Source organism: Alicycliphilus denitrificans, from assembly GCF_044792555.1.
GTDB lineage: Bacteria > Pseudomonadota > Gammaproteobacteria > Burkholderiales > Burkholderiaceae_C > Alicycliphilus > Alicycliphilus denitrificans_A.
Genome location: NZ_CP126238.1, coordinates 3,128,607 through 3,152,704, shown reverse-complemented (window position 1 = coordinate 3,152,704; position 24,098 = coordinate 3,128,607). Strand labels below are relative to the sequence as shown.

The following is a 24,098-nucleotide window of genomic DNA, read 5'->3' as shown; positions in this document are numbered from 1 at the left end:
GCGTTTTTCAGCCGCATGAACCCATTATGCATGCCCCATGTGACGGTCCTTGGCTGGACCTGATCGGGTTTACGCGGCCTTCTTCACGGGAGTTTTGATCGACTTGACGGCCTTGAGTACGTCATCCACATGGCCTGGCACTTTCAGGCCGCGCCATTCCTGTACCAGAATGCCTTCGGGGTTGATGAGGAAGGTGCTGCGCTCGATGCCCTTGACCTTCTTGCCATACATGATCTTGTTCTTGACAACGCCGAACATGTGGCACATTTTCTCTTCCGTGTCGGCGATGAGCTCGAAGGGCAGTTCCAGTTTTTCCTTGAAGTCGTCATGGGACTTCATGTTGTCGCGCGACACGCCGAAGACCACGGCGCCGGCCTTTTCGAAATCCTTGAATTTGTCGCGGAACTGCATGGCCTCGGTGGTGCAGCCGGGGGTATTGTCCTTGGGGTAGAAGTACAGGATCAGGATCTGGCCCTGGTGCGATACGTTGGAAACCTTGATTCCGCCGGTCGCATTGGCTTCAAATTCGGGAAGGGGCTTGTTGACAACGATCGCCATGGCACTTCTATCTCTCAGGAATTACGACGAAAAGCCGGGGGAGTGGGGTGGTGGACTCTAGGCATGGTGCCCCCGACCGCAACCGGCTATTTTACCCGCAAACCCCTTCGAGTACCTGCTAGGGTTACTTTGGGGCGTGCCGCCCCAAGGTGCAAGCTGGCGCCCGCTACATGCCCAGGGACTTGAGCAGGGCCTCTGTGTCTTCATCGGTGGCCGAGACCGCTGCTGCCGCGGCAGGTGCGGCTGTCGTGGCCTGCGCCATCAGGGCGTCGGGATCGGGCGCATCCTGGGGCTCGAAGTCGTAGAGTTTGATGAACTGTGTGCGATCGATTGCCAGCTCCAGGTAGAAGATGTTGTTGTTGCTGGTGTAGAAGGACACGCGACGCGCCTCGGGCTGATCCAGGTTGGCGTCCACACTCAGCATCACCTGCTGGTTGATCACCAGCATCTTGGGCTGGTTTTGCGTGATGTGGGTCTGCAGTTCGCGCCGTACCTTGCCCGTGAAGTCCCCCACCACCTGGTTCATGAGTTCGCCCATGACGTTGCTCACCTCGTCAGAGGTAAAGGAGCTGGCCAGGTCATTGCGCGACATGCCCATGCTCAGCATGTAGCGCTCGTAGATTTCCATGGCCGCGGCGGCCGAGAAATTGATGATGACCAGCCCCGAAAAGCCGCCGTCAAACAGGACGAAGCAGCCGATGTCGGGCTTCAGGCAGGTCTTGGTGATGCGCTGCACCATGGCGGAATAGTGCACCGGCCCTTGCGTGGCAACGGACAACACGCGGGTGACGGAGTTGCACAGGGAGACCAGCAGGTCTTCGGTGCCGTGGACGACGGAGGGGGCTGGCGGGTTCATGGGTTGTATCCAAGCGTAATTGCGCAAGGCCAATCATGACATGACCTGCATCCGCTATGGAATAGCCAATGCGACGGCAAAAAATTCGAATGAAAACAACAATTTGGTTGAAACCTGACGCCTGGCCCAGGTTCTAAACTGCACGCATTGTTGTTTCGCTACGCCTGGAATGCAGTGGCTTTGAGTCACAAAGCCCACATTCAGTTTTTTTGTACATATCCCATGAACCCTGTCCTCACGCAACGCCCTACCCGTTATGGTGCAACCGCCATCGCCCTGCACTGGGTGCTGGGGCTGGCCATTCTGGCCATGCTGGGCATGGGCTGGTACATGACGGGGTTGCCGTTTTCGCCTCAGCGCCTGAAGCTCTACAACTGGCACAAGTGGGCCGGGATGGCGGTGCTGGCGTTGTCGGTGCTGCGCCTGGTGTGGCGTCTCGTCAAGAAACCGCCGGCCTTGCCCGCGGATTTGCAGGTGGCCATGCCACGCTGGCAGCAGCGTATCCATCATGGCACGCACCACCTGATGTATGCCCTGTTTTTCACCGTGCCCCTGCTGGGCTGGGCCTACAGTTCGGCCGCAGGTTTCCCCATCGTTTTCCTGGGGCTGCTGCCGTTGCCGGATTTCGTGCCCGTCAGCCCCGCACTGGCAGACGCCCTCAAGCCATGGCATGGGCTGACGGCCTATGTACTCACGGCGCTGATCGTGTTGCATGTGGCTGCCGCCCTCAAGCATCAGCTGATTGACCGTGATGGCCTGATGGCGCGCATGCTGCCAGGCCGCGCCTGATGGGCGCGCAGTTTTTTTGGTTTCCTTCAAGCTCAACGAATGGAGCATCTCGCCATGACCGGATTCACTTTTTCCAGGCGTATTGCGCTGGCACTCGCTGGTACCGCTTGCCTGGCCGCCGGCCCCGCCCTGGCACAGCAGAAACTGATTGCCGAAGGCAGCGAGATCGCCTTTGTCAGCAGGCAGATGGGCGTGCCGGTGGAGGGCAAGTTCAAGAAATTTGACGCGCAGGTTGCGTTCGATCCCGCCAAACTGGCTACGAGCAAGGTGGCATTCACGGTGGACACGGGCAGCGCCACGTTGGGCGTGCGCGAAACCGATGCCGAGTTGCCCAAGGCCGTGTGGTTCAACGTGCCCAAGTTCCCTCAGGCCAGTTTTGCATCCAGCGCCATCAAGGCCGTGGGCGCGGGCAAGTACGAGGTGGCGGGCAAGCTCAGCATCAAGGGCGCGTCGCAGGATGTGGTGGTGCCCGTCACGCTCACGCAAAGCGGCGCCACCACCACGGCCGCCGGCAGCTTCGTCATCAAGCGCCTGGCCTTCAAGATCGGCGAGAACGAATGGGCGGACACGTCCATGGTGGCCGACGAGGTGCAGGTCAAGTTCAAGCTGGCCCTGGCTGGCGTGCCCAAGCTTTGATGGCATATCCCACTTTTTCATCACCCCTACGGAGTACCAAACCCATGCGTTCGACCTTTCTGGCCATTGCCGCAGCAGCTGCCCTGACCGCCGGTGCCGTGCACGCCCAGCCTGCCACCTATGCCGTGGACCCCACGCACACCTTCGCCACGTTCGAGATCAGCCACTTCGGCGCCAGCGTCAACCGTGGCCGCTTCGACAAGAAGGAGGGCTCGGTGCAGTTCGACAAGGCCGCCAAGACCGGCAAGGTGGAGCTTACCCTGCACATCGGCTCGATCAACACCGGCACGGCGCCGTTCGACAAGCATCTGCAAAGCGCCGAGATCTTTGATGCGGGCCAGTTCCCCACGGCGAAGTTCGTGGGCGACAAGTTCACGTTCAACGGCGACAAGCTGGAGTCCGTTTCCGGCAACCTGACCATCAAGGGCAAGACCCAGCCCGTGACCTTGAAGGCCAACCAATTCACCTGCTACGACAACCCCATGCTCAAGCGCGAAGTGTGCGGCGGTGATTTCGAGACCACCATCGACCGTACGGCCTTCGGCGTGGACTATGGCGTGCAGTATGGCTTTCCCAAGAATGTGCGCATCGTGGCCCAGATCGAGGCCGTGAAGCAGTAATCGCACTGCTGCGCTGTGCCGCGCGGCCTCGTGCCGCGGGCGACGATGCAAACGCCGGCCTTGGGGCCGGCGTTTGCTATTGAAACATGACCGGCAGTACACCGGCCGTGAGCACGATGCCTCTGCGGTGTGCCCGAACAGCGCGGCCAGTACGGCCTGCCCAGGCCGGACAGGCGCATGCACAGAAGACGCTTGGGGTTGGCATGGTGGGAGGGGTGTGTGCGGCAGCCGTGTTTTCCATTCCTTACTTGCGGCGCGTGGCGCTGCTGACCACGGCCAGGGCCGTCATGTTCAGCACGCGGCGCACGGTGGCCGCGGGCGTGAGGATGTAGGCCGTGGCCGAGGTGCCCATGAGCACGGGGCCCACGGTCACGCCGCCGCTGGTGGTGGTCTTGAGCACGTTGTAGAGGATGTTGGCCGAGTCGATGTTCGGGCAGACCAGCAGGTTGGCCGCGCCGGTGAGCGTCGAATCCTGCAGGTAGTTGCCGCGGATCTTGGGCTCCAGCGCGGCGTCGCCGTGCAGTTCGCCATCGCATTCGATGTCGGGATGGCGAGCCACGAACAGGTCGCGCGCGGCGCGCATCTTGCGGGCCGAGCTGCGCTTGGACGAGCCGAAGCTGGAGTGCGACAGGAATGCCACCTTGGGCGGAATGCCAAAACGTTGCACCTCCTGCACGGCGGCCCAGGCGATTTCGGCCAGCTCCTCGGCCGTGGGATCCTCGTTGACGTAGGTGTCGGTGATGAACAGCGTGCCATTGTTGGGCGTCATCAACGCGTTCAGCGTCGCGTACTGCTTGGTGCCCGGCTCATGGCCCAGGATGTTGTGGATGCGCTCCAGGTGCGTCTCATAGGTGCCCACCAGGCCGCAGAGCATGGCGTCGGCGTCGCCCAGTTTCACCATCAGCGAGGCGATGATGGTGTTGGAGCGGCGCACGGCGGCCTTGGCCATTTCGGGGGTGGCGCCGTCGCGCTTCATGAGCTGGTGGTAGGTCTCCCAGTACTGGCGAAAGCGCGGATCGTCCGAGGGGTCGCAGACCTCCACGTCCTTGCCCGGCTGCATGCGCAGGCCGGCCTTGGCGATGCGCGCGGCAATCACGGCGGGGCGGCCGATCAGGATGGGGCGTGCGATGTTGTCGTCAATCGCGAACTGCGCTGCGCGCAGTGCGCGCTCGTCCTCGCCATCGGCATAGGCCACGCGCTTTTGCGCCTCGGGCAGCGACTTGGCGGCGTTGATCACGGGGCGCATCAGCAGGCCCGTCTGGTAGACGAAGCGCGTCAGGTGTGCCCGGTAGGCATCCATGTCGGTGATGGGGCGCGTGGCCACGCCGGACTCCAGCGCCGCCTGGGCCACGGCGGGCGCGATCTTGAGGATCAGGCGTGAGTCGAACGGCGTCGGGATCAGGTAGTCGGGTCCGAAGGCGAGCTCCTTGCCGGCATAGGCGTTGGCGACTTCCTCGCTGATGTTCTCCTTGGCCAGGGTGGCGATCTGGCGCACGCAGGCCAGCTTCATGGCCTCGGTGATCTTGGTGGCGCCGCAGTCCAGGGCGCCGCGGAAGATATAGGGGAAGCACAGGACGTTGTTGACCTGGTTGGGATAGTCCGAGCGGCCCGTGGCGATGATGCAGTCCGGGCGCACGGCCTTGGCGAGTTCGGGGCGGATCTCCGGCTCGGGGTTGGCCAGCGCCAGGATGATGGGCTTGTCCGCCATGGTCTTGACCATCTCGGCCGTGAGCACGCCGGGGGCCGAACAGCCCAGGAACACATCCGCACCATGGACTACGTCGGCCAGCGTGCGCGCATCGGTTTTTTGTGCGTAGCGGGCCTTGGATTCATCCATGCCGCCGGGGCGGCCCTCGTGGATCACGCCCTTGGAGTCCACCACGTAGATGTTCTCGCGCTTCACGCCCAGGCCCACCATCACGTCCAGGCAGGCGATGGCCGCGGCCCCGGCGCCGGAGACAGCCACCTTCACGGCGGCTATGTCCTTGCCCACGAGTTCCAGGCCGTTGAGCAGCGCGGCGCTGGAGATGATGGCCGTGCCGTGTTGGTCGTCGTGGAACACCGGGATGTTCATGCGCTTGGAGAGTTCGCGCTCGATGTAGAAGCATTCGGGCGCCTTGATGTCCTCCAGGTTGATGCCGCCCAGCGTGGGTTCGAGTGCGGCAACGATCTCGATGATCTTGTCGGGGTCGCGCGCGTCCAGCTCAATATCGAACACGTCCACGCCGGCGAATTTCTTGAACAGGCAGCCCTTGCCCTCCATCACCGGCTTGCCGGCCAGCGGCCCGATGTCGCCCAGGCCCAGCACGGCCGTGCCGTTGGTGATGACGCCCACCAGGTTGCCGCGCGAGGTGTAGTCGAAGGCCTTGGCCGGGTCGGCCTGGATGTCCAGGCAGGGATAGGCCACGCCGGGGGAGTAGGCCAGCGACAGGTCGCGCTGGTTGGACAGTGGCTTGGTGGGGGTGACGGAAATCTTGCCCCTGCTCGGGTTGCGGTGGTATTCCAGAGCGGCTTCGCGCAGAGCGGCTTCGGCGGCGGACAGTGGCTGGTTCATACGAAATCCAATAAGGTGCGAATGGAGCGCGATTGCAGGGCGCGCAAGCTTACTGCAAGCGGGCAGGCATGAAGAGGGTTGCGGGCAAATCTGCATGTGCGCCGATGTTGCCTGTCAGGCATCGCTGCATGGCGTTCACGCGTTGCGCGGGGCCAGGCCCCGCACGAAATTGCCCTGTGGGGCCTGTCATGGGGCAGGGCGTTCAGTGCGCCTCGGCCTGCCGGGCGGCTTCGATGGCGGCTTGGGCGTCGTGCTTGGCGCCATTGAAGAACACGTTCAGTGCCACGGCGGCGAGCGAGGACAGCAAGATGCCCGATTCGATCAGCGGGTGGATGGAATGCGGCATCCACTGGCGGAAGTTGGGCGCCACCAGCGGGATCATGCCCACGCCGATGGAGACGGCAACGATCATGGCGTTGTTGCGGTTGTGCTGGAAGTCCACCTTGGACAGGATGCGTATGCCCGTGGCGGCGACCATGCCGAACATCACCAGGCCCGCGCCCCCCAGCACCACAGTGGGCAGCGACTCGATCAGCGCCGCCATCTTGGGCAGCACGCCCAGCACGATCAGGATCACGCCACCGGCCACGCACACCCAGCGGCTCTTGATGCCGGTGACGGCCACCAGGCCCACGTTCTGCGAGAAGCTGGTGTAGGGGAAGGTGTTGAAGATGCCGCCGATCAGCGTGCCCAGGCCGTCGGTGCGCAGGCCGCGCTTGAGGTCTTCGGGTGTGATCTCCTTGCCGGTCATTTCGCCCAGCGCCAGGAACATGCCGGTCGATTCGATCATGACCACGATCATCACCAGGGTCATGGTCAGGATCAGGATGGGATCGAACGTGGGCATGGCGATCTCGAACGGCAGCACGATGTCAAACCACTGCGCCTTGCTTACCTTGTGAAAATCCATCAGGCCCATGGCGGCGGTGATCACACCACCCACCGCAATGCCCAGCAGCACCGAGATGTTGGCCCAGAAGCCCTTGCCAAAGCGTGCAATCATCAAAATGGTCAGCAGCACGATGCCCGAGATGCCCACGCCGGTGAGGTCCGCGTATTTGGGGTTGGGAATCGTGGGCACGATGGCAAAGCCCTTGGGCACGGGAGCCAGGGATGAGCCCGGTGCGCCGGCGGCGGCCTGGGCCTCGGCCAGCCATTTCAGGTGCTCCGGGTTGGGTATGTTGGGTGCGGTGGGGCCCACCGGGTTGCCGAAGATCCAGTTGATGCCCACGCGCATCAGGCTGATGCCGATGACCGCGATGATGGTGCCGGTGACCACCGGCGGAAAGAAGCGCAGCATGCGGCTCATCAAAGGCGCGATCAATATCGAGATCACGCCCGCGCCGATCACCGAGCCAAAGATCAGGCCGGCTCCGGCCTGCCCGCCCGTGCTCTGCGCCATCGACACCATGGGCGCCACGGCGGCAAAGGTCACGCCCATCATCACCGGCAGCTTGATGCCGAACCACTGCGTGGCGCCCCAGGCCTGGATCAGCGTCACCAGGCCGCAGACGAACAGGTCGGCCGAGATCAGGTGCGCCACCTGCTCGGGCGGCAGATTCAGTGCGCGCCCCACGATCAAGGGCACGGCAACGGCACCGGCATACATCACCAGCACATGCTGCAGACCCAGGGCCGTGAGGCGCCCCAGCGGCAGTGATTCATCGACGGGGTGAACGGCAGTGCTCATGGGCTTGTCTCCAGGAAATGGGCGGAAGAATGATCGGACGCAGCGTTACGGCAATGACGGGAGTCGCGTCTTTTAGTATGGAAAAAGTGTATACAAGCTATAAGACTTGGCGATTCAGTGAAAACCCGTGCGCCTCACAAACCGATACCTTCGGCCTGGTATTCGCTGCGGCTGCTGGGTGTGGCGGGCGATCGGCTGGCGCGGGCAAAAGGAACTGCCAGTCTCGATGGAGCTTGTTTCGGCGAAAACCGCCGAAATCAAGCTGCAGCAAGCGCTGGCAGCTATGGTTTTTGTTTTTTAAAGCAGAGTTGCGGTTATGCCAACAGGTCGTGCAGCGCGCGTGCCACGACCTTGGTGGCGCGGCGCAGGTCCTCCAGGTCCACACGCTCGTCGGCGCGCTTGGCGTGGCTCTCCAGCACGCTGCGCGGGCCGGCGCCGTAGATCACGCCGGGAATGCCGCGCTCCACGTACAGGCGCACGTCGGTATACAGCGGCGTGCCCACGGCCGGGGGCTTGTGGCCGAACACTGCCTCGCCATGGGTCTGGATAGCCTGCACCAGCGGTGCGTTGCCGGGCAGGGCCGTCATGGCGTTGGCCAGCAGCAGGCGCTTAATTTGAACGCGCACGGCGTCATCGCCCGCGTAGCCGCGCTGCTGGTTGAACTGCGCCACCGCCTGGTCGATCACGGCGCGGATGCCGGCCTCAACCTCGGCCGGGTTCTCCTCGGGGATCATGCGGCGGTCAAGCTTCAAGACCACCTTGCCCGGGATGACGTTGGTGTTGGTGCCGCCTTCGATGCGGCCGATGTTGAGGTAGGGGTGCTTGATGCCCGGCACCTTGGATGTCACCTGCTGGTATTTCAGGTTCTCGGCGTACAGCGCGTTCATGATGGCGACCGCGCCCTGCAGCGCGTCCACGCCGGTGTGCGGCACGGCGGCATGCGCCATCTTGCCGTGCACGGTGACCTCCATCTGCAGGCAGCCGTTGTGCGCGGTGACCACCTCGTAGCTGAAGCCGGCGGCGATCATCAGGTCGGGCTTTGTCAGCCCTTGCTCCAGCAGCCAGCCCGGGCCCAGGATGCCGCCGAACTCCTCGTCGTAGGTGAAGTGCAGCTCGATGGCGCCCTGGGTGGGCCGGGCCACTGCCTCCAGCGCGCGCACGGCGAAGGTGAAGGTGGAGAAGTCGCTCTTGCTCACGGCGGTGGCGCGGCCGTACATCTTGCCGTCGACGATTTCTGCACCGTAGGGATCGTGCGTCCAGCCCTCGCCCGGCGGCACCACGTCGCCATGGGCATTCAAGGCCACGGTGCGCCCGCCGCTGCCATAGGGGCGGCGCACGATGAGGTTGGTGATGCTCTGCATGCCGTAGGCCTTGACGTCCTGCTCTGGAACGCTATGCCTTTCCGCCTCGAAGCCAAAGTCGCGGATGAGTTCTGCCGTGCGCTCGGCGTGCGGCGCGTTGTTGCCGGGCGGGGTGTCGGTGGGCACCTGCACCAGGGCCTGCAGGAAGCGCACCTGCTCGTCGAAATGCTGGTCGATCCAGGCGTCGAGTTGTTCGTAGTTGCTCATGGGACTCTTTCAGGCCTCCTGGGCCAGTTGGTTCAAGACGTGGGTGAAGGCATCGACGGCCAATTGCATGTCGTCGCTGGTGGTGCCCTCCAGCGGGTTGTGGCTGATGCCGCTGTTGATGCCGCGCGTGAACAGCATGGCCTGGGGCATGACCTCGTGCAGCTTCATGGCGTCGTGGCCGGCGCCGCTGGGCATGCGGTGCAGCGGCACGCCCAGGGCGGTGACGGCCTTCTCCCAGCGTGTCTGCCACTCGGGGGCGCTGGGGGCGGCGGCGGCCTGCATGGTCAGCTCGGTTTGGTAGCGCAGGCCGCGGCGCCGGGCGATTTCTTCCAGCTTGGCCAGCACGTCGGCCACCATGGCATCGCGCTGGGGATTGGTGGGTGCGCGCATGTCCATGCTGAACAGGCATTTGCCGGGCACGACGTTGATGGAGCCGCCCGGCACCTGCAGCATGCCCACGGTGGCCACGCTGTCGCCATCGCGCGCGGCGCGCTGCTCCATGTACAGCGCCAGTTCGGCCACGCCCAGCGCCGCGTCGCGGCGCCGGTCCATGGGGGTGGTGCCGGCATGGCTGGCCATGCCCTGCATCTCGCACACATAGCGCACGCCGCCATTGATGGAGGTGACAACGCCCAGGGGGATGTCCAGCTCATTGAGCACCGGGCCCTGCTCGATATGCACCTCGATGAATCCCAGGTACTGCGCAGGGTCGCGCTGGAGCTTGGGAATGTCGTCCACGCACAGGCCCGCGTGCTGCATGGCGGCGCGCATGGTGATGCCGTCGGCATCCTTTTGCTCCAGCCAGGCGTTGTCGAAGTGGCCGATGAGCGCGCCCGAGCCCAGGAAGGTGGCCTTGTAGCGCTGGCCTTCCTCCTCGGCAAAGCCTATGACCTCGATGCCGAAGGGCAGGCGTTTCTGTTGCCGGTGCAGCTCGCGCACGCAGGCCATGGGCACGAAGATGCCCAGACGCCCGTCGTACTTGCCTGCGTTGCGCACCGTGTCGTAGTGGCTGCCGGTCATCAGGTACCTGCCGCCTTCTGCGGCCGGGCGGTAGCGCCCCACCACGTTGCCCACGGCATCAATCTCGATCTCGTCAAAGCCGCAGTCGCGCATCCAGTGGCTGATGCGCTGGGCGCAGGCGCGGTGCGCATCGGTGAGATAGGTGACGGTGAGCTGCCCCTTCTCGGCAAAGCCGGGGTCGCTGTGCTGGGCCAGCTTCTCGTGCCAGTCCCAGACGTCGTTGCCGAGGAGCGGCTCGTAGCCGAACTTGTCGTTCAGGCGTATCTCGACGATGCGGTGGATGTTGCGCAGCGCCTCGGCCAGCTCGAAGTCCGCCGGGTTGTCCAGGCGGCGCGCAAAGGTGGCGATGATTTCCTGCTTGGAGAGCCCCAGGCCGCGCGGCCCGCGCACGGCCAGGATGAACGGAAAGCCGAAGCGCGCGTTGTAGTCCTGGTTGAGCCGCTGGATGTGCGCGAACTCCTCGGGCGTGCAATCGGTCAGCCCGGCCTTGTTCTGCTCGTTGGTGGACTCGGTGGTCAGCGTCTTGCTGACCATGGCCTTGCCCGCCAGCTCCGGGTGGGCGCGGATGAGCTGCAATTGCGCTTCAACCCCGGCCTGCTGCAGCACCTGCACCATGGCGTGCTTGAGGTGGGCCAGGGAGCGAAAGGGCCGCTGCGCAAGGGCCGCTTCGGCGATCCAGGGCGAGTGCTCGTACAGGCCGTCCAGCAGGGCCACGGCCTCGGCGGCGGGGGCGGCATTCAGTTGTTCCAGGGTCAGGGCCATGGTGTCTCCTATCAAAAAGTGAGCTGCCGGCGCTTGTGTGTAAAGCGCTGGAGGCTGTTTTGTCTTATATGGTGGGCTGCGGGAAGCGCTGCGCCCAGTGGCGCGCAATGTCGATGCGCCGGCAGATCCAGACCTTGTTATGCGCCTGGATGTGGTCCAGAAAACGCTGCAGCGCGGTGATCCGGCCGGGCCGTCCGAGCAGGCGGCAGTGCATGCCGATGCTCATCATCTTGGGGGCGTTGTCGCCGGCCGGGTCGCCCTCGGCGTAGAGCACATCAAACGTGTCCTTCATGTACTGAAAGAACGGGTCGGCGTGCGAGTAACCCTGGGGCAGGGCAAAGCGCATGTCGTTCACGTCCAGCGTGTAGGGCACGACGAGCTGGTGGTGCGTGCCGCCGTCGCTCCTGCCCACCTTCATCCAGAACGGCAGGTCGTCGCCGTAGTAGTCGCTGTCGTAGGCAAAGCGCCCGTCGTCGGCCACCAGGCGGTGGGTGTTGGGGCTGTCGCGCCCGGTGTACCAGCCCAGGCCGTGGTCGCCGCCATGGCCGTAGAGCTCGCCGAAGATCTCCAGGCACTGCGCCATATGGGCGCGCTCGACCTCCTCGGGCACGCCCTGGTAGTGGATCCACTTCAGGCCGTGGCAGGCCACCTCGTGGCCCAGCTCGTGGAAGGCCTGGGCGAGCTCGCGGTGTTTTTGCAGGGCCGTGGCCACGCCGAACACGGTCAGCGGCAGGCCGCGCCTTTCAAACTCGCGCAGCAGGCGCCAAACGCCGGCGCGCGCGCCGTATTCGTAAATGCCCTCCATGCTCATGTGGCGCTCGGGATAGGCCGCGGGGTTGAACATCTCGGACAGGAACTGCTCGCTGGCGGCATCGCCGTGCAGCACGCAGTTCTCGCCGCCTTCTTCGTAGTTCAGCACGAACTGCACGGCCACGCGCGCGCCGCCCGGCCAGTGCGGGTGGGGCGTGCGGCGGCCGTAGCCAATGAGGTCGCGGGGGTAGGGGGCGCAGGCGTCGTAGGTCATGGCGATACGGAGGACAGGGCCATTGAGAGGTCGTTGCTGGGCAGCTGGCGGTCGAAGGCCAGGCCGGCCTGCACGTTGTCCAGGTGCTGTTTCATGAGCAGCACGGCGGCATCCGTGTCCTCGCCCGCGAGGGCGGTGACGATGGCTTCGTGCTCTTCATGCGAATGCGCGGCCGCCGTGGTGGACTGGTACATCAGCGTGATCAGGGCGCAGCGCGAGAGCAGCTCGCCCAGCAACTGGGCCAGCACCTCGTTGCCCATGAGTTCGGCAATGCGCACGTGAAAGTCCGCCAGCAGCTCGGTGCGCTGGCCCACGTCCTCGCGGTCCATGGCCTTCTGCTCGGCCGCCATGTGCTGGCGCAGCGCGCGGATCTTGGCCGGCGTTTTCTGCGCCATGAAGGCGCGCACCATCTCCGCCTCCAGCATGCGGCGTACGGCGAACACCTGGCGTGCCTCCTCGACCGAGGGCGTGGCGACAAAGGCGCCGCGCGCCGGCTCCAGGCGGATCAGCCGGTTTTGCGACAACTGGAACAGTGCCTGGCGCACCAGCGTGCGCGAGACGCCGAAATGGTCCGCCAGCTTTTGCTCGGCCAGCTTGGTGCCGGGCTGCAGGCGGTGCTCGACGATGGCGCGGGTCAGGTTGTCGACGATGAAATCGGTGGTGGAGGTGGTTTCCATGGACGCCATGATAGCCTTTGGTGACAGTATTTGTATACACTTTCTGTGGACTATGCTTGGGAAAAACCCGCCATCCGGCTACGATTCCAGGAAAACCAGGAACAGGAGACGACACGCATGCATGCAACGCCAGCCCCCTCTTTGAACGACCCCCGGGCCTTCCTGCTCGACCTGTACCGCGTGGCCGTGCAGCGCGCCCAGCCGCTGCACAGCATGGCCGCCCACCTGCCGCCGGTACCCAAGGGCCGCACCCTGGTGCTGGGCGCGGGCAAGGCCGGCGGCTCCATGGCCCAGGCGCTCGAAGCCCTGTGGCCGCAGGATGCGCCGCTGTCGGGCCTGGTGGTCACGCGCTACCACCATGTCCCGCCGCGCCCCGAGGGACTGGCGCAGCGCATCGAGCTCGTCGAGGCGGCCCACCCCGTGCCCGACGCCGCCGGCCTGCTTGCTGCCGAGCGCATCCTGGCGCTGACCGAAGGCCTGACCGAGGACGACCTGGTGCTGTGCCTGATCTCGGGCGGCGGCTCGGCCCTGCTGACGCTGCCGGCCGATGGCATTGACCTGGCAGAAAAGCAGCGCATCAACAAGGTCCTGCTGGAGAGCGGCGCGGCCATTGGCGAGATGAACTGCGTGCGCAAGCACCTCTCGCGCATCAAGGGCGGGCGCCTGGCCGCGGCCTGCCACCCGGCCAAGGTGGTCACGCTGACCATCAGCGACGTGCCCGGCGACGACCCCTCCATCATCGCCAGCGGCCCCACGGTGCCCGATGCCTCGACCTGCGCCGATGCGCTGGCGATCCTGAACCGCTACCAGATCGGCGTGCCCGATGCCGTGCGCGCCGCGTTGCAGTCCGGCGCGCTGGAAACGCCCAAGCCGGGCGACGCCTGCTTTGCCGGCCATGAGGTGCACCTGATCGCCACGCCCCGGCAGTCGCTGGAGGCCGCGGCCGCGGCGGCGCGCGCCGCCGGCATCGCCGCCCATGTGCTGTCCGACGAGATCGAGGGCGAGTCGCGCGAGGTGGGCAAGGTGCATGCCGCGCTGGCGCGCGCCGTGGCCCAGCGCGGCCAGCCGTTCGCACGCCCCTGTGTGATCCTGTCGGGCGGCGAGACCACGGTGACCATACGTCCGCAGGCCACCGGCACGCCCCGGGGCCGTGGCGGGCGTGCCGGCGAGTTCTGCCTGGGCCTGGCCCAGGCGCTGCAGGGCCAGGAGGGCGTGTGGGCGCTGGCGGCCGACACCGACGGCATCGACGGCGTGGAGGACAACGCCGGCGCCCGCGTGGCGCCCGACACGCTGGCGCGCGCGGCCGCCGCGGGCCGGCGCATCAGTGAGCACCTGGACCGCAACGACGCCTACGGCTTCTTCGAGCCGCTGGGCGATCTGGTGTTCACGGGGCCGACGAATACCAATGTGAACGACTTCCGGGCGCTTTTGATTCTGTAGCGACTGGCGCTTGTACTGCGGTCATTTGATAGCGCTAATGAGTGGAATCTTAAGCGTGGCAAGCGGCATCTGCTCTCTTTTTTTCGATCCGCGTGAGCGGATTTCAGCCGCTGCGCGGTAGCTGTTCCCACCAGTCCTTGCCGAAGCGCCCCTGCAAAAAGGCGATGAAGGCCTGCACCTTCTGCGGCACCAGGCGCGGCGAGGGGTAGACGGCGTGGATCTCCTGCTCCGGCAGGCGACAGGCCTTGAGCACCTCGACCACGCGCCCGGCCTTCAGCGATTCGTGCGCCACGTAGCAGGGCAGGGCGGCGATGCCCATGTGCGCGCGCGCGGCGGCCAGCAGGGCCGACAGGTTGTTCGAGCGCAGCCGCCCCGTCACCGGCACGGAGACCGCCTCGCCGCTGGCGCCCCGCAGGCGCCAGAGGTCGTTGCCCTGCACGCTGCTGTAGATCAGCGTGGCGTGTTCCTTCAGGTCCGAGGGGCGGCGCGGCGTGCCATGCTTCTTCAGGTAATTGGGCGAGGCCACCAGCACCCAGGGATTGACGCCCAGCGTGCGCGCGCCCAGGCTGGAGTCGGCCAGCTTGCCCAGGCGCAGCGCCACGTCGATGCCGTTGGCCACCAGGTCGGTGTAGCGGTCCTCGAAGCTCAGGTCCAGCTCGACCTGCGGGTTGTGCTGCATGAATTCCAGCGCCAGCGGAACCACCACGCGCCGCCCGAAGGCCACCGAGCTGCCCACGCGCAGCTGGCCCTGCACCTGGTGCTGACGCACCTGGACCACGCTTTCGGCCTCGGCCACGTCGCTCACGATGGCCTTGCATTTCTCGTAGTACAGCGTGCCCGGCTCGGTCAGGCTCACGCCGCGCGTGTTGCGGTTCAACAGGCGCACCTTCAGGCGCGCCTCCATGGCCGCGATCTGCTTGGTCACCGTGGGCTGGGTGGTGGCGAATTCGCGCGCCACCTGGGTGAAGCTGCCGGTCTCCACCACGCGCACGAACATCTGCATGGCATCGAGCCTGTCCATGGCCTGTCTCCTGTTCATTCCTGTATGGAATAAATTTTATGGCCTGCAGCCGCCTTCCGCTGCCGCCCCGGCTTGCCTAAAGTTGCTCCAACTTCAAGGAGATGAACCGATGGCAAGAATGAAAGCGATCGAGGCCGCGGTCTGCGTGCTGGAAAAGGAGGGCGTGAGCGTGGCATTCGGCGTGCCTGGCGCGGCCATCAACCCGCTGTACGCGGCGATGAAGGCGCATGGCGGCATAGGCCACATCCTGGCGCGCCACGTCGAGGGTGCGAGCCACATGGCCGAGGGCTACACCCGCGCCGTGGCTGGCAACATCGGGGTGTGCATTGGCACCAGCGGCCCGGCCGGCACGGACATGATCACCGGCCTGTACTCGGCCAGCGCCGACTCCATTCCCATCCTGTGCATCACCGGCCAGGCGCCGCGCGCGCGCCTGCACAAGGAGGATTTCCAGGCCGTGGACATCGCGTCGATCGCCAAGCCCGTGACCAAGTGGGCGACCACGGTGCTGGAGCCGGCCCAGGTGCCGCGCGCCTTTCAGCAGGCCTTCCACCTGATGCGCTCGGGCCGCCCCGGACCGGTGCTGATCGACCTGCCGATCGACGTGCAGCTGGCCGAGATCGAGTTCGACATCGACACCTACGAGCCGCTGCCCGCCTACAAGCCCGCCGCCACGCGCAGGCAGGCCGAGAAGGCGATTGAAATGCTCAACGCATCGGAGCGCCCGCTGATCGTCTCGGGCGGCGGCGTGATCAATGCCGATGCGTCCGACCTGCTGGTCGAGCTGGCCGAAGTCCTCAACGTGCCCGTGATTCCCACGCTCATGGGCTGGGGCAGCATCCCCGACGACCATCCGCTGATGGCCGGCATGTGCGGCCTGCAGACCAGCCACCGCTATGGCAACGCGACCATGCTGGCGTCGGACTTTGTGCTTGGCATCGGCAACCGCTGGGCCAACCGGCACACGGGCTCGGTCGAGGTCTACACCAAGGGCCGCAAGTTCGTGCATGTGGACATCGAGCCTACGCAGATCGGCCGCGTGTTCGCGCCAGACTTCGGTATCGTCTCGGATGCCGGCGCCGCGCTCAAGCTTTTCGTCGAGGTGGCGCGCGAATGGAAGGCCGCCGGCAGGCTCAAGGACCGCGGCCCCTGGGTGGCCGAATGCCAGGGGCGCAAGAACAGCGTGGAATACCTGCGCAAGACCAACTACGACAACGTGCCGATGAAGCCCCATCGCGTCTACCAGTGCATGAACCGCAACCTGGACAAGGACACGACCTATGTGTCCACCATCGGCCTGTCGCAGATCGCCGGCGCGCAGTTCCTGCATGTGTACAAGCCGCGCCACTGGATCAACTGCGGCCAGGCCGGCCCGCTGGGCTGGACCGTGCCGGCGGCCCTGGGCGTGCGCGTGGCCGATCCGCAGCGCAGGATCGTGGCCCTGTCGGGCGACTACGACTTCCAGTTCATGATCGAGGAGCTGGCCGTGGGCGCGCAGTTCAAGCTGCCCTATGTGCATGTGCTGGTTAACAACAGCTATCTTGGCCTGATCCGCCAGGCGCAGCGCGCCTTCTCCATCGACTACTGCGTGCAACTGGCCTTCGACAACATCAACATGGAAGAGGGCGAAGCGTCGCGCGGCTACGGCGTGGACCATGTGAAAGTGGTCGAAGGCCTGGGCTGCAAGGCCATCCGCGTGCACCGCCCCGAGGATTTCGCCCCCGCCATGCAGCAGGCCGAGGCCTGGATGGCCGAGTACAAGACGCCCGTCGTCATCGAGTGCATCCTGGAGCGTGTGACGAATATCTCCATGGGCACCGAAATCGACAACATCGTCGAGTTCGAAGAGCTGGCGCACAGCGGCGCCGATGTGCCCAGCGCCCTGGCCATGCTGGATTGATCGTTTCCCTTTTTGACTGGAGTTTTCCCATGCCCCGTTTTGCCGCCAACCTCAGCATGCTGTTCACCGAGGTGCCGTTCCTCGAACGCTTCGAGCGCGCCGCCCAGGCCGGCTTTGAAGCCGTGGAATTTCTCTTCCCCTACGCCTTTGCGGCGCAGGAGATCAAGGAGCGTCTGGACGCCACCGGCCTGAAGATCGTGCTGCACAACCTGCCCGCGGGCGACTGGGACGCCGGCGAGCGCGGCATCGCCTGCGATCCCGGGCGCGTCGATGAATTCCGCGCCGGCGTGGCCAAGGCCGTGACCTATGCCCACGCCCTGGGCGTGCCGCAGCTCAACTGCCTGGCCGGCAAGGCGCCCGCCGGCGTGGATGCGGCCGTGCTGCGCCGCACCCTTGTCGACAACCTGCGCTTTGCCGCGGCGGCGCTGAAGATGGCCAACCTGCGCCTGCTGATCGAGCCCATCAACCCGTTCGACATCCCGGGCTTCTACTTGAACCGCACGGACCAGGCGGTTGCCATTCTGGACGAGGTCGGCGCCGACAACGCCTTTGTGCAGTACGACATCTACCACGCCCAGCGCGTGGAGGGCGAGATCGCCAACACGCTGCAAAAGCACCTGGCGCGCATTGCCCATGTGCAACTGGCCGACAACCCCGGGCGCAACGAGCCCGGCAGCGGAGAGCTCAACTACCCCTTCCTGTTCGCGCACCTGGACCGCATCGGCTATGGCGGCTGGGTGGGCTGCGAATACAAGCCGGCCAGGGACACCGAATCCGGTCTGGTCTGGCTTGAAAAAATAGCAGGAAAAAAGGCTTTAACGCATGCCTGATAAGCGTCAGAAGCTACAAATTTTGATTATTCAAAGAGACAAGGAGAAAACACCATGAACGCATCGCCCCTCAAGCTGGGTTTCATCGGCCTGGGCATCATGGGCGCGCCCATGTGCGGCCACCTGATTGCCGCCGGCCACCAGCTTTTCATACACACCCGCAGCAAGGTGCCGGCCGCCATCGCCGAGAGCAGCGCCACGCAATGCACCACGGCGCGCGGCGTGGCCGAGCGTGCCGACATCGTCTTTTTGATGCTGCCCGACACGCCCGACGTGGAGCAGGTGCTGTTCGGCGAGGACGGCGTGGCGGCGGGCCTGAAGGGCGCCCAAGGCAAGGTGGTGGTGGACATGAGCTCGATCTCGCCCGTGGCCACCAAGGACTTCGCCCGGCGCATAGAAGCCGTGGGCGCCCGGTACCTGGATGCGCCGGTCTCGGGCGGCGAAGTGGGCGCGAAGAACGCCACGCTGTCCATCATGGTGGGCGGTCCCGAGGCGGTGTTCGAGCGCGTCAAGCCCCTGTTCGAGCGCATGGGCAAGAACATCACCCTGGTCGGCGGTAACGGCGACGGCCAGACCGCCAAGGTGGCCAACCAGATCATCGTGGCGCTGAACATCGAGGCCGTGGCCGAGGCGCTGCTGTTCGCCTCGCGCGCCGGCGCCGACCCGACCCGCGTGCGCGAGGCCCTGCTGGGCGGCTTCGCCTCGTCCAAGATCCTGGAGGTGCATGCCGAGCGCATGATCCGCCGCACCTTCGAGCCGGGCTTTCGCATCGCGCTGCACCAGAAGGACCTGAACCTGGCCCTGTCCGCCGCCAAGGAGCTGGGCGTGGCCCTGCCCAACACGGCCACCGCGCAGCAGCTCTTCAGCGCCTGCGTGGCGCACGGCGGCGCGGGCTGGGACCATTCGGGCATGGTGCGCGCGCTGGAGACGATGGCCAACTTCGAGGTCGGCCAGAAGGCTCCCTCCTGAGCCTTGCCCCGCACAAACAAGGCCGCGCCCGTTGAGCGCGGCCTTTTTGTTACGGACGACCGCGCTTCAATAGCCCAGTGTCTGGCCGTCCGGGTTGCGCGGGTCGGATGCGCCGTAGAGCATGCCGTCGCGGATCTGTATGGTCTGCGTGCGGCCCATCGAGGGCTTGAGCGCCACGTTGTGCCCCCACTGGCGCAGCAGCGCCAGCGTGTCGTTGGAGAAGCCCTTCTCTATGCGCAGTTCGTCGGGCGTCCACTGGTGGTGAAAGCGCGGCGTGGCCGCGGCTTCAAAGGGGTTCATGCCGAAGTCGATGCTGTTGACCACCGTCTGCAGCACCGTGGTGATGATGCGCGCGCCGCCGGGGCTGCCGGTGACCAGCCAGGGCTTGCCGTCTTTCAGCACGATGGTCGGCGTCATCGACGACAGCGGGCGCTTGCCCGCGGCCACGGCATTCGCATCGCCGCCCACCAGTCCGTAGGCGTTGGCCACGCCGGGCTTGGCCGAGAAGTCGTCCATCTCGTTGTTCAGCAGGATGCCCGTGCCCTGGGCGACGATGCCGCTGCCGAAGTTGGTGTTCAGCGTATAGGTCACGGCCACGGCGTTGCCGGCCTTGTCCACCACCGAGTAGTGCGTGGTCTGGTCGCTCTCGTAGGGCTGGGGCTTGCCGGGCTTGATGTCCCTGGCCGTGCGCGCCTGGGTGGGGTGGATGCCGGCGGCGAGCTGGTCGGCGTAGCCCTTGGAGGTCAGGCCCTTGAGCGGCACCTTCACGAAGTCCGGGTCGCCCAGGTACTCGGCGCGGTCGGCGTAGGCCAGCTTCATGCTCTCGGCCATGTAATGCACGCTGTTGGCGCTGTTGGCGCCCCACTGGTTCATGGGCCAGCGCTCCATCATGTTCAGGATCTGGACCAGGTGCGCGCCACCCGAGGACGGCGGCGGCATGGTCACGATCTGGTAGCCGCGGTAGCTGCCGCGCACGGGCTCGCGCTCGGCCACCTTGTAGTTCTTCAGATCCTGCAGCGTGATGGCGCCCGCGTGCGGCGCCATCTCGGCCGCGATCTTTTGCGCGATCGCGCCTTCATAGAAGGCCTTGGCGCCCTGTTCGCCGATCAGCCGCAGCGACTGGGCCAGGTCTTTCTGCACCAGCGTGTCGCCCTGCTGGAGCGGCCGGCCGTTCTTCCAGAAGATGGCCTGGGTGGCGGGCCAGCGGCCCATGTTTTTCTGCTCCTGCTGCAGGACCTTGGCCAGGGTCTCGCTGACCGGAAAGCCCTTCTCGGCCAGCGCCGCGGCCGGTGCCACCACCTTGGACAGCGGCAGCGTGCCCCAGCGCTTCAAGGCGTGCTCCATGCCGGCCACCGTGCCCGGCACGCCCACGGCGTAGTGGGTGTAGAGCGACTTGCCGTCTATGACGTTGCCCTTGGCGTCCAGATACATGTCGCGCGTGGCCTGGGAAGGGGCCACCTCGCGGAAGTCCAGGGCCACGCTTTGGCCCGTCCTGGCGTCGTGCACCATCATGAAGCCGCCGCCGCCGAGGTTGCCCGCATTGGGCAGCGCCACGGCCAGCGCGAAGCCCATGGCCACGGCGGCATCCACGGCGTTGCCGCCGCTCTTGAGGACCTCCAGGCCGATGTGCGAGGCCAGTGCCTGCTCGCTGGCCAGCATGCCGTTTCTGGCCGCCACAGGGTGGAACACGTCCATGCCGAAGTCGTAGGCCGCGGCGGCGGCCTGTGCGGCGCCGGTCTGCGCCGCGGGGGGCGATAGTGGCTGCGGGCTGCTGCATGCCACCAGGCTGGCCAGGGCCAGCGCAAGGCTGCCAGCGAGCAAGGTCGAACGAAAGTGCATCTGTGTCTCCTGGTGGTTAGGGACAGCAGGGTAAACGCCTGATGGGATGCTGACAAGCGCGTACAAAATTTGTATACACTTTGCCTGGCGCCATCATCATCCAGCCTGGCGCGGCCAACGATTCAGGAGATATCCATGGGCCTCAGCACCCACGTTCTAGACACCATGCATGGCTGCCCCGCTGCGGGCATGGCGGTTGCGCTGTATTCCACCCAGGGCGAGCAGGCCACGCTGATCAAGCGCCTGGTGCTCAATCACGACGGGCGCACGGATGCGCCGCTGTTTGACAACGACAGCCTCAAGGCCGGCACCTACCGCCTGACTTTCGACGTGGCCGCCTACTTCAAGGCGCGCGGCGTGCAACTGCCCGAGCCCAATTTCCTGAACCAGGTCAGCCTGGACTTTGGCGTGGCCCATACCGACCAGCATTACCACGTGCCGCTGCTGGTCAGCCCGTGGAGCTATTCCACCTACCGCGGCTCTTAAAGCTCAAAGCTGCCCCTCGGTCAGCGTATCAAGTTGAAAACTGCCCGATTTGTCCCACAGCCAGGTGTCGGTATAGGTCACGCGCTGCATATGCGCGGGCACGGGGAAGGGCGCCGCGGCGCGCACCGTGCGCTCGATCTCCTTGACCACCTCGGGCGCATGGCGTGGCGCGCGCATCCAGCGCAGGGCGGACACGCGGCCGCTGCGGTCTATGTCCACCTCCAGCACGCCAATGGCGTACAGCAGCGGCGGCAGCTTGCCCTTGTAGATGCGCTGCGCGTTCAGCCCGTAGATGTGGCCGGCCGCGTCCCGGCGATAGGCGCGTGGCGTGGTGGCGGCCGAACTGCGCACCGGGCCCGTCGCGGAGCCGGCGGGGTGCTGGTCGCTGCGCGCTGGCTGAGCGTCTTGCGGCGATGGCGCCTGGGGGCCGGATTTGCATGCGGCGACAATGGCTGCCACCAGGGCCATGAGGCCGGCGGGCTGCCACCAGGAGCGCTTGGCCTGGGGTGGGGTGTTCGGGGCTTCTCGGGACATGGTGGGTTTGGCTATGCTGCGCCGCCGGTGGCTGGCGCGCAAGGAATCTGGGGAGGTGAGAGCGAGTGAAGGTATTGAATTGCTTGCTGGAGCGTATCCAGGCCGCACCCGCCTGCCTGGTGACGGTGGAGTCTACCCAAGGCTCGGTGCCACGTGAGACCGGGGCCTGGATGGCCCTGTGCGCAGGGCAGTCAGACCCGCTGGGCACGATTGGCGGCGGTCATCTGGAACTGCAGGCCATGCAGGAGGCGCGCTTGCGCCTGGCCGACCACCTGGCAGGCCGGCCGGCGCGAGCGGCCGTGCTGCGCCAGGCACTGGGCCCCAGCCTGGGCCAGTGCTGCGGTGGTGTGGTGCATTTGCGCTTTGAATGCGTGACTGCGGCCGATGTCCCGGCGCTGCGCCAGCGCCTGGCGCCGCGGCTGCAGCCGGTGGCCCTGTTTGGCGGCGGCCATGTGGGCCATGCGCTGGCGCGTGCGCTGGCGCCGCTGCCCTTCGCCTTGCACTGGATAGACAGCCGCGATGGCGTGTTTCCGCCGCAGGTGGATGGCTATACCTTGTGCGAGCATTCGGACCCGGTGCAGGCCGCCGTGCCCCTGCTGGCACCCCAGTCCTTCGTGCTCATCATGAGCTTTAGCCATGCGGAAGACCTGGACATCGTGGCCGCCTGCCTGGCACGCCAGCGGGACCGTGGCGACCTGCCCTTCATCGGCCTGATAGGCAGCCGCACCAAATGGGCCACTTTCTCGCACCGCCTCCAGGCGCGCGGGTTTTCCGGCGCGGAGCTGGCCCATGTGACCTGCCCCATAGGCGTTGCCGGCATCACGGGGAAAGAGCCCGAGGTGATCGCCGTGGCGGTGGCGGCACAGCTGCTGCAGCGGCTGCAAGCGGCTTGAAGCCATCAGCCTGGGGAAATCCCGGGTGCCGGCGCGTGGAGTTGGCGGCAAAAATTGCATACACTTAATGTCCACAAAACTGGTCGCAGCGGTGTCCCGGTAGCTTCATGCCAAGGTGCGCGGCCCATTGTTTTCTGCTCAGAGCACCCGCAGTGGTGAGCAGCTTGCAGGCGGCGCATGCGCGCTGCCGAGTTGGAAATACCATGGAAAGCTACCTTCTGGATTGGGCCAACCTGCTGTTGCGCTGGTTGCATGTCATCACCGCCATCGCCTGGGTGGGATCGTCCTTTTATTTCGTGTTCCTGGACAGCAGCCTCACGCCGCCGGTAGATGAAGACCTCAAGCGCCAGGGCGTGAATGGCGAACTCTGGGCCGTGCATGGCGGCGGGTTCTACCACCCGGTCAAGTTCAACGTCTCGCCCCCGAAACTGCCAGACCACCTGCACTGGTTCTATTGGGAGAGCTACACCACCTGGCTCAGCGGCTTTGCGTTGCTCACCGTGTCCTACCTGTGGAATGCCGGCATCTACCTGGTAAGCCCCAGCAACCCGTTGATGTCGTCCTCCATGGCCATCGTCGCGGCGCTGGCCTTCCTGGTGGTGTTCTGGCTGCTCTACGATGCCATCTGCCGGGTCTTCGGCCAGAAGGAGAATGGCGACGCCATCGTGGGTGCCCTCGTGCTGGTGCTGGTGTGCATCGCGGCGTACCTCGCCTGCCACATCTTCCCCGGCCAGGCGGCCTTCCTGCTGATGGGTGCCATGCTGGCCACCTCGATGAGCGCGAACGTGTTCTTCTGGATCATTCCTGGCCAGCGCAAGGTGGTGGCGGCGCTCAAGGCCGGCCAGCCGGTGGACCCGATCCACGGCAAGCGCGGCAAGCAGCGCAGCGTGCACAACACCTACTTCACGCTGCCGGTGCTGTTCGCCATGCTCTCCAACCATTACGGCTGGCTCTACAACCACCCCCAGAACTGGCTGGTGCTGATCCTCATGATGTTCGCCGGCGCCGCCATCCGCCAGTTCTTCGTGATGCGCCATGGCTTCAAGCTGGGCCGCAATGCCCATCCCTGGCCCTATGCGGCCGTGGGCGTGGTGCTGCTGCTGGGCGTGCTGGGCTGGCTCAGGCCCGTGCCCCAAGCCGCGCAGGCCGCTGCGATGCAAGCCCCCGCAGGTTATGCCCAGGTGCGCGTCATCATGGACAAGCACTGCGTGGTCTGCCACAGCGGCGGTACGGTGGCGCAGAAGAACGTGAAGTTCGACACCCCGGAGGAGGTCAAGGGCCACGCCCAGCAGGTCTACCAGCAGGTGGTGCAGCTGCGCAAGATGCCCTTCGGCAACCCGGGCGCGCTGTCGGCCGAGGAGGTCGATACCGTCAAGCGCTGGTACGAGGGCGGGGCGCCGGTCACGCCCTGACTAGGGGTTTTTAGTGAAAA

The 24,098-nt window shown here is 65.7% G+C and carries 21 protein-coding genes; 10 read left to right on the top strand and 11 right to left on the bottom strand.

What is annotated here, in order from left to right:
• Positions 1 to 69: 69 nt before the first annotated feature.
• Positions 70 to 558, bottom strand: coding sequence for a peroxiredoxin (locus P7644_RS14950; protein WP_404300039.1), 489 nt, complete (start codon positions 556 to 558; stop codon positions 70 to 72).
• Between the two features lie 166 nt (positions 559 to 724).
• On the bottom strand, positions 725 to 1,414 hold the full coding sequence (locus P7644_RS14945; protein ID WP_404300038.1) for a DUF3334 family protein: 690 nt from the start codon (positions 1,412 to 1,414) through the stop codon (positions 725 to 727).
• Positions 1,415 to 1,636: 222 nt separating this feature from the next.
• Here P7644_RS14945 and P7644_RS14940 point away from each other — a divergent pair, with 222 nt between their 5' ends.
• The 3 genes from P7644_RS14940 to P7644_RS14930 are packed head-to-tail and all read left to right on the top strand — an operon-like array spanning position 1,637 to position 3,459.
• Complete coding sequence (locus tag P7644_RS14940) at positions 1,637 to 2,203, top strand: cytochrome b (protein ID WP_404300037.1); 567 nt, start codon at positions 1,637 to 1,639, stop codon at positions 2,201 to 2,203.
• 54 nt (positions 2,204 to 2,257) lie between these two features.
• On the top strand, positions 2,258 to 2,839 hold the full coding sequence (locus tag P7644_RS14935; protein ID WP_404300036.1) for a YceI family protein: 582 nt from the start codon (positions 2,258 to 2,260) through the stop codon (positions 2,837 to 2,839).
• Between the two features lie 44 nt (positions 2,840 to 2,883).
• Positions 2,884 to 3,459 carry a YceI family protein gene (locus P7644_RS14930; RefSeq protein ID WP_404300035.1) on the top strand — a complete coding sequence of 192 codons (576 nt, stop codon included), beginning with the start codon at positions 2,884 to 2,886 and terminating at the stop codon, positions 3,457 to 3,459.
• 244 nt (positions 3,460 to 3,703) lie between these two features.
• Here the strand turns inward: P7644_RS14930 and P7644_RS14925 are convergent, their stop codons facing one another.
• From P7644_RS14925 to P7644_RS14900, 6 genes are all read right to left on the bottom strand, one after another.
• Positions 3,704 to 6,013 carry an NADP-dependent malic enzyme gene (locus P7644_RS14925; protein ID WP_404300034.1) on the bottom strand — a complete coding sequence of 770 codons (2,310 nt, stop codon included), beginning with the start codon at positions 6,011 to 6,013 and terminating at the stop codon, positions 3,704 to 3,706.
• Between the two features lie 202 nt (positions 6,014 to 6,215).
• Complete coding sequence (locus P7644_RS14920) at positions 6,216 to 7,703, bottom strand: nucleobase:cation symporter-2 family protein (RefSeq protein WP_404300033.1); 1,488 nt, start codon at positions 7,701 to 7,703, stop codon at positions 6,216 to 6,218.
• 314 nt (positions 7,704 to 8,017) lie between these two features.
• Positions 8,018 to 9,271 (bottom strand): M20 family metallopeptidase, encoded by a 1,254-nt coding sequence (locus tag P7644_RS14915; protein ID WP_404300032.1) that lies wholly within the window; start codon positions 9,269 to 9,271, stop codon positions 8,018 to 8,020.
• A 9-nt stretch (positions 9,272 to 9,280) separates the two neighbouring features.
• Complete coding sequence (uraD, locus tag P7644_RS14910; RefSeq protein WP_404300031.1) at positions 9,281 to 11,053, bottom strand: 2-oxo-4-hydroxy-4-carboxy-5-ureidoimidazoline decarboxylase; 1,773 nt, start codon at positions 11,051 to 11,053, stop codon at positions 9,281 to 9,283.
• 64 nt (positions 11,054 to 11,117) lie between these two features.
• Entirely contained in the window at positions 11,118 to 12,077 is a 960-nt protein-coding gene (gene puuE, locus P7644_RS14905) for an allantoinase PuuE (protein WP_404300030.1), read from the bottom strand.
• The gene (locus P7644_RS14900; RefSeq protein ID WP_404300029.1) at positions 12,074 to 12,754 is read right to left on the bottom strand and encodes a GntR family transcriptional regulator; all 681 of its coding nucleotides are present in this window, start codon (positions 12,752 to 12,754) and stop codon (positions 12,074 to 12,076) included. The genes puuE and P7644_RS14900 overlap by 4 nt, the downstream gene beginning before the upstream one ends.
• A 117-nt stretch (positions 12,755 to 12,871) precedes the next feature.
• Here P7644_RS14900 and P7644_RS14895 point away from each other — a divergent pair, with 117 nt between their 5' ends.
• Positions 12,872 to 14,194, top strand: coding sequence for a glycerate kinase (locus P7644_RS14895; protein ID WP_404300027.1), 1,323 nt, complete (start codon positions 12,872 to 12,874; stop codon positions 14,192 to 14,194).
• A gap of 103 nt (positions 14,195 to 14,297) precedes the next feature.
• Here the strand turns inward: P7644_RS14895 and P7644_RS14890 are convergent, their stop codons facing one another.
• Positions 14,298 to 15,215, bottom strand: coding sequence for a LysR substrate-binding domain-containing protein (locus tag P7644_RS14890; RefSeq protein ID WP_404300026.1), 918 nt, complete (start codon positions 15,213 to 15,215; stop codon positions 14,298 to 14,300).
• Between the two features lie 109 nt (positions 15,216 to 15,324).
• Between P7644_RS14890 and gcl the strand changes: the two genes are divergently transcribed.
• The 3 genes from gcl to glxR are packed head-to-tail and all read left to right on the top strand — an operon-like array spanning position 15,325 to position 18,914.
• Positions 15,325 to 17,115 (top strand): glyoxylate carboligase, encoded by a 1,791-nt coding sequence (gene gcl / locus P7644_RS14885; RefSeq protein ID WP_404300025.1) that lies wholly within the window; start codon positions 15,325 to 15,327, stop codon positions 17,113 to 17,115.
• Between the two features lie 29 nt (positions 17,116 to 17,144).
• Positions 17,145 to 17,945 carry a hydroxypyruvate isomerase gene (hyi, locus tag P7644_RS14880; protein ID WP_404300024.1) on the top strand — a complete coding sequence of 267 codons (801 nt, stop codon included), beginning with the start codon at positions 17,145 to 17,147 and terminating at the stop codon, positions 17,943 to 17,945.
• Positions 17,946 to 17,999: 54 nt separating this feature from the next.
• The gene (gene glxR / locus P7644_RS14875; RefSeq protein WP_404300023.1) at positions 18,000 to 18,914 is read left to right on the top strand and encodes a 2-hydroxy-3-oxopropionate reductase; all 915 of its coding nucleotides are present in this window, start codon (positions 18,000 to 18,002) and stop codon (positions 18,912 to 18,914) included.
• Positions 18,915 to 18,980: 66 nt separating this feature from the next.
• Here glxR and ggt read toward each other — a convergent pair whose 3' ends face one another.
• Complete coding sequence (gene ggt, locus P7644_RS14870) at positions 18,981 to 20,753, bottom strand: gamma-glutamyltransferase (protein WP_404300022.1); 1,773 nt, start codon at positions 20,751 to 20,753, stop codon at positions 18,981 to 18,983.
• A 135-nt stretch (positions 20,754 to 20,888) separates the two neighbouring features.
• Between ggt and uraH the strand changes: the two genes are divergently transcribed.
• The gene (uraH, locus tag P7644_RS14865; protein WP_404300021.1) at positions 20,889 to 21,239 is read left to right on the top strand and encodes a hydroxyisourate hydrolase; all 351 of its coding nucleotides are present in this window, start codon (positions 20,889 to 20,891) and stop codon (positions 21,237 to 21,239) included.
• A 3-nt stretch (positions 21,240 to 21,242) separates the two neighbouring features.
• On the opposite strand, the gene P7644_RS14860 is transcribed toward uraH, so the two are convergent.
• A complete protein-coding gene (locus P7644_RS14860; RefSeq protein WP_404303222.1) occupies positions 21,243 to 21,707 on the bottom strand; it encodes a hypothetical protein in 465 nt (154 codons plus the stop codon).
• A 131-nt stretch (positions 21,708 to 21,838) separates the two neighbouring features.
• Here P7644_RS14860 and xdhC point away from each other — a divergent pair, with 131 nt between their 5' ends.
• Together xdhC and P7644_RS14850 are read left to right on the top strand one after the other, a co-directional pair.
• The gene (gene xdhC / locus P7644_RS14855) at positions 21,839 to 22,666 is read left to right on the top strand and encodes a xanthine dehydrogenase accessory protein XdhC (protein ID WP_404300020.1); all 828 of its coding nucleotides are present in this window, start codon (positions 21,839 to 21,841) and stop codon (positions 22,664 to 22,666) included.
• 203 nt (positions 22,667 to 22,869) lie between these two features.
• A complete protein-coding gene (locus P7644_RS14850) occupies positions 22,870 to 24,078 on the top strand; it encodes a urate hydroxylase PuuD (RefSeq protein ID WP_404300019.1) in 1,209 nt (402 codons plus the stop codon).
• Positions 24,079 to 24,098 lie beyond the last annotated feature (20 nt).

Excerpts from the sequence above, each read along its gene's own strand:
- gcl (WP_404300025.1), top strand. The coding sequence starts at position 15,325 with ATGGCAAGAATGAAAGCGATCGAGGCCGCGGTCTGCGTGCTGGAAAAG.
- uraH (WP_404300021.1), top strand. The coding sequence starts at position 20,889 with ATGGGCCTCAGCACCCACGTTCTAGACACCATGCATGGCTGCCCCGCT.
- P7644_RS14925 (WP_404300034.1), bottom strand. The coding sequence starts at position 6,013 with ATGAACCAGCCACTGTCCGCCGCCGAAGCCGCTCTGCGCGAAGCCGCT.
- P7644_RS14890 (WP_404300026.1), bottom strand. The coding sequence starts at position 15,215 with ATGGACAGGCTCGATGCCATGCAGATGTTCGTGCGCGTGGTGGAGACC.
- P7644_RS14930 (WP_404300035.1), top strand. The coding sequence starts at position 2,884 with ATGCGTTCGACCTTTCTGGCCATTGCCGCAGCAGCTGCCCTGACCGCC.
- hyi (WP_404300024.1), top strand. The coding sequence starts at position 17,145 with ATGCCCCGTTTTGCCGCCAACCTCAGCATGCTGTTCACCGAGGTGCCG.
- puuE (WP_404300030.1), bottom strand. The coding sequence starts at position 12,077 with ATGACCTACGACGCCTGCGCCCCCTACCCCCGCGACCTCATTGGCTAC.
- ggt (WP_404300022.1), bottom strand. The coding sequence starts at position 20,753 with ATGCACTTTCGTTCGACCTTGCTCGCTGGCAGCCTTGCGCTGGCCCTG.
- P7644_RS14895 (WP_404300027.1), top strand. The coding sequence starts at position 12,872 with ATGCATGCAACGCCAGCCCCCTCTTTGAACGACCCCCGGGCCTTCCTG.
- P7644_RS14900 (WP_404300029.1), bottom strand. The coding sequence starts at position 12,754 with ATGGAAACCACCTCCACCACCGATTTCATCGTCGACAACCTGACCCGC.
- P7644_RS14940 (WP_404300037.1), top strand. The coding sequence starts at position 1,637 with ATGAACCCTGTCCTCACGCAACGCCCTACCCGTTATGGTGCAACCGCC.
- P7644_RS14915 (WP_404300032.1), bottom strand. The coding sequence starts at position 9,271 with ATGAGCAACTACGAACAACTCGACGCCTGGATCGACCAGCATTTCGAC.
- P7644_RS14950 (WP_404300039.1), bottom strand. The coding sequence starts at position 558 with ATGGCGATCGTTGTCAACAAGCCCCTTCCCGAATTTGAAGCCAATGCG.
- P7644_RS14945 (WP_404300038.1), bottom strand. The coding sequence starts at position 1,414 with ATGAACCCGCCAGCCCCCTCCGTCGTCCACGGCACCGAAGACCTGCTG.
- glxR (WP_404300023.1), top strand. The coding sequence starts at position 18,000 with ATGAACGCATCGCCCCTCAAGCTGGGTTTCATCGGCCTGGGCATCATG.
- P7644_RS14860 (WP_404303222.1), bottom strand. The coding sequence starts at position 21,707 with ATGGCCCTGGTGGCAGCCATTGTCGCCGCATGCAAATCCGGCCCCCAG.
- P7644_RS14935 (WP_404300036.1), top strand. The coding sequence starts at position 2,258 with ATGACCGGATTCACTTTTTCCAGGCGTATTGCGCTGGCACTCGCTGGT.
- uraD (WP_404300031.1), bottom strand. The coding sequence starts at position 11,053 with ATGGCCCTGACCCTGGAACAACTGAATGCCGCCCCCGCCGCCGAGGCC.
- P7644_RS14920 (WP_404300033.1), bottom strand. The coding sequence starts at position 7,703 with ATGAGCACTGCCGTTCACCCCGTCGATGAATCACTGCCGCTGGGGCGC.
- P7644_RS14850 (WP_404300019.1), top strand. The coding sequence starts at position 22,870 with ATGGAAAGCTACCTTCTGGATTGGGCCAACCTGCTGTTGCGCTGGTTG.